5 protein-coding genes are annotated in these 3,541 nt (G+C 66.6%); 1 reads left to right on the forward strand and 4 read right to left on the reverse strand.

Going from position 1 to position 3,541, the window contains the following annotated elements; all coding sequences use genetic code 11:
* Positions 1-34: 34 nt before the first annotated feature.
* The 3 genes from ACRDPS_RS25650 to ACRDPS_RS25660 all read right to left on the reverse strand — a co-directional run bounded on the left by ACRDPS_RS25650 (position 35) and on the right by ACRDPS_RS25660 (position 1,623).
* Entirely contained in the window at positions 35-550 is a 516-nt protein-coding gene (locus tag ACRDPS_RS25650; RefSeq protein WP_431504498.1) for a pyridoxamine 5'-phosphate oxidase family protein, read from the reverse strand.
* 112 nt (positions 551-662) lie between these two features.
* Positions 663-1,073 (reverse strand): cupin domain-containing protein, encoded by a 411-nt coding sequence (locus ACRDPS_RS25655; protein ID WP_431504499.1) that lies wholly within the window; start codon positions 1,071-1,073, stop codon positions 663-665.
* Entirely contained in the window at positions 1,063-1,623 is a 561-nt protein-coding gene (locus ACRDPS_RS25660; RefSeq protein ID WP_431504500.1) for a dihydrofolate reductase family protein, read from the reverse strand. The genes ACRDPS_RS25655 and ACRDPS_RS25660 overlap by 11 nt, the downstream gene beginning before the upstream one ends.
* Before the next feature lie 261 nt (positions 1,624-1,884).
* Here ACRDPS_RS25660 and ACRDPS_RS25665 point away from each other — a divergent pair, with 261 nt between their 5' ends.
* Positions 1,885-2,256 carry a hypothetical protein gene (locus tag ACRDPS_RS25665; RefSeq protein WP_431504501.1) on the forward strand — a complete coding sequence of 124 codons (372 nt, stop codon included), beginning with the start codon at positions 1,885-1,887 and terminating at the stop codon, positions 2,254-2,256.
* A 459-nt stretch (positions 2,257-2,715) separates the two neighbouring features.
* On the opposite strand, the gene ACRDPS_RS25670 is transcribed toward ACRDPS_RS25665, so the two are convergent.
* Positions 2,716-3,541, reverse strand: an 826-nt coding sequence (locus ACRDPS_RS25670) for a tyrosine-type recombinase/integrase (protein WP_431504502.1), incomplete at its 5' end; no start/stop codon positions are given.

A 3,541-nucleotide genomic window follows, 5' to 3' on the forward strand; every position in this document is an offset into this window, starting at 1 on the left:
GCCGGTCAGCGCCGCGCACTCCCGAGGCCGACGTTCAGCTTCGTGGCTGGTCGCGCTCGGCGCGCTGTTGGATGAGCTCCTCGACCTGAGTCGGGAGGTTCGTCTCGAAGTCGATCAGCTTCGCCCACGTCGGGGTGACGACGATGCGGACCATGCTGTCGTAGAGCGAGCGCACCTCCGCCTCCCACGCCACCCGCTGCTCGGCCGTCATCTCATAGGTCCCGTTCATCTCGAGGTACTCCTCAGGAATTCCCTCGACGAGATCGAGCTCGACGCTGCCCCGGATCAGCAGCATCTTGGGCGGGTGCACCTCGGTGTCGATGGTCATCGCGACCGCCGGGTTGTGCCGCAACGAGATGAGCTTGGGGGAGTTCGGCGTGGTGCACATGACGACGTGGGTGCCGTTCCAGGCGAACCCGATCGGAACATTCCTCGGTGTCCCGTCCTTGGCGACGTACGCCAGACGGGTCAGGTCACGCGCCAGAAGCTCTTGGCTCAGCGGACGGCTGAGGACCTCGTTGATCTCGTCGGGCTGCATGGTGTTCGACATCTCGCTTCTCCTATGGCTGTGGCGACCTCGGATGATCGCTCTCACTCCAGGGAACGGAGCCGTCGGAGCGTTCTCTACATCACCACAGCGCGCAGGTAACGTCGGGCCGGCGTCACCGACGGGGCTTGCCGAGTCGGAACTCCCGGCGGAACTTCCACAGCCCGACGATCTTGCCGGGCAGGGACACCGAGCCCATACTGCGGAACATCTCGAGGGTCCGCATGGGCGGGGTGATCCGCCACCGGGCTCGGCAGGGCACGTTCCCGGCGTTCCACATGGCGTGCGTGGTCCGGGGCGGCACGGCGAACGACGACCCGGCGGCGTACACGGTCTCCACGCCGCCGAGGCGCACGGTGAGTTCACCGTCCAGCACGTCGAACTCCTCGCGCTGCGCAGGGTGCCAGTGCGTGGGCGGTGGGGAACCGGGGCCCTGCCAGGTCGACTCCACGGCCAGCTCGGCGGCGGTCTCCGAGACCACCCGCAGCTGCTGTGCCTCGCTCAGGTCGATCAGGTCAGATGCCACTGGAGGCCTCTGCGGGGCCGTAGCAGAGGTGCACCACGCCGTTGGCGTAGACGTCCTGTCCCTTGAGCGCGAGTCGGTGCTCGGTGCCCTCGCGGAAGAGCTTCTCGCCCGCTCCCAGCGCGACCGGGTAGACGAACAGGTGCAGGTCGTCGACCAGCCCATCGGAGAGCAGACCCCGGACCAGCTGACCGCTGCCGGAGACGTAGATGAGGCCGTCACGCTCGTCCTTGAGCTTGCGGATCGCGTCGGCGTCGTAGCTTCCGAGAAGGGCCGTGTTGGCCCACTCCTCGACAAGAGGCTGGGACCCGACGACGACCTTCTCGGTCTCGTTGAAGAAGGGTGCGCCCGGGTCCTCCTCGACCGTCCGGTCGCGCCATGCGGGGGCGAACATCTCGTAGGTGTTCCGCCCCAGCAGAATGGCGTTCGCCTGGCCGGTGATCGCGCCGAGCGTCTCGCCCATCTGTGGGTCGAAGCCGTAGTCGAAGGTCCAGCCCGGTGACTCGAACACACCGTCGAGGCTGACGAACTCGTGCACTGCGATGGTTGCCACTGAAGATTCCTCTCGTAGGGTCGATCTCATCCACTCCACGAACAGCCAATCGCGGATACGACAGGCTTGTCGAGATTCTTCTGCGCTCCCCATCTCTTGCCTACGCTTGAGGTGTGTCAGGCGGCAAGAGTCGATCGGCCCGGATCGAGGATGTGCACGACCTTGCTCACTCCAAGACCGGAACTGCAGAGGCGTCTCTACCTGGTCCGCCACGGTTCGATGCTATCGGCCGGACGACCAGCCGTCGGACAAGATGACTTCATGGACTCTGAGAGTGCGCGGCGCTCGGCCGCCGGCGTCGGAATGGTCACTCTGCCGATCGGGGCCGCGATCCTCCTCGGACCGGATCGGGTGGCCCGGGCACTGAAGTTCGGTGACCATCCTGTGGCACTGCGGGTGATCGGTGCCGCTGACCTGGCGCTCGTGCCCGGGTTGCTGGCGGGTCGCCGCAGGCTGCCGTGGATGGCAGCTCGTGCTGGGCTCAACATCGCGATCGCGGTCTACTGCGTGAGGCTCGCACGCAGCGAGGGCAACATCGGTCCCAAGGTCGCAGCGGCAGCCATGGCTGTTGCGACTGCCGCCGACGTACGAACGATCCTCGCCCTGCGTCGTGGCGAGGACCGTCCGCTCTGAACAGTTCTCGAGGGGGAGTGGTTCGCCTGTGTGGGCAGCTCGGCCCCTGCAATGCTGGACAGCCTGCGTATCTGATCGGAGCACACTGGGTCAGGCGCTGAGGTCGGATCCGTAGGCCTCCGAGGAGGTTGCCGCTCCGGGCAGCCGCACAGGGTCGCAGTCACAGGTTTCCGAGCACGCCAGGAAGAGATGGGTGGCGTGTCCGCAGCGCTGACAAGCCATGTCGTGCGAGAGATGCGTGGGGTTGCTCTCAGCTGTGTCCCACATCGTCACTACCTGCTCCTGGCGAGATTCCTTGACAAGGGTGATTCGCAGGGTCTGCGCTCGCGGATTGGTCTCATCCTCCGGATTGTTGGGGTAGTGGCGCAGGAACGCTTGGCTGACACATGTGGACGCGATGGAGCTGGATTGACATAATGTACATTATCGGCACTTGTCGGACGATGCCATACCTGCTGATCAGACGGGTGGTTCAGCGGTCTCGCGCAGCACCTCGCGCGCCGGTGAGAGCAGGACGGCGTCGCGGGTGTCGGCGGCGGTCGCCTTGACGTAGATCCCGGTGGTCTTGAGGTCTTCGTGGCCGAGCAGGCCCTGAACCGCAGGCACCGGTACGCCGGAACGGATCAGTCCTTTGGCTGCGCTGTGCCGGAACGCATGGGCGGCCTCGCCAGGCTGCTTCGGGACCGCGGCGAGGCGGATCCAGGTCTCGACCAGGTGGTTGAGGGCGCCGGGCCGCAGCGGTTTGGCCGAGGTGAGCAGAAAGAGTACATCGGCGGTGTCCGGAGTCCCGAAACGAGCCTCGCGTTCGGCCAGATAGGCATCCACGGCGGTGACCGCTTCGGGCGGCAGCGGCAGGTTGCGCTGCTTGTCACCCTTGCCGATGACCTGCACAAGCGTCTCTCCGTCGGGTTCGCGCCTGACGGAACCGACCGAGAGGCCGCACAGCTCCGCGGCACGTACGCCGGTGGTGACCAGCACCGCGAAGATCGCTCGATCGCGGGCCGTCCAGCGGCGGCGGTCGGTGCCTTCGCGTGGCGTCGAGGCGACCCGCGCCAGGCGGCGCAGCTCGTCGACGCTCCACCCGGCCGGCAGGCGGCTGGGTCGTTCGGGTGCCTCGATGCGCAGCGTGGGATCGATCAGCAGGTGACCCTCGAGCTGCAGCCACTGGGTGAACAGCCTCAGGGTGCCGACGCGGCGCTGGCAGGTCGCTGCGGCCGAGCTCTCCCGCAACGACCGGTAGGCGATGCGTACGTTCTGGTCGGTCAGCGCCGAGATCGGAACACGT

The organism is Nocardioides sp. (assembly GCF_050699375.1).
Taxonomy (GTDB): domain Bacteria; phylum Actinomycetota; class Actinomycetes; order Propionibacteriales; family Nocardioidaceae; genus Nocardioides.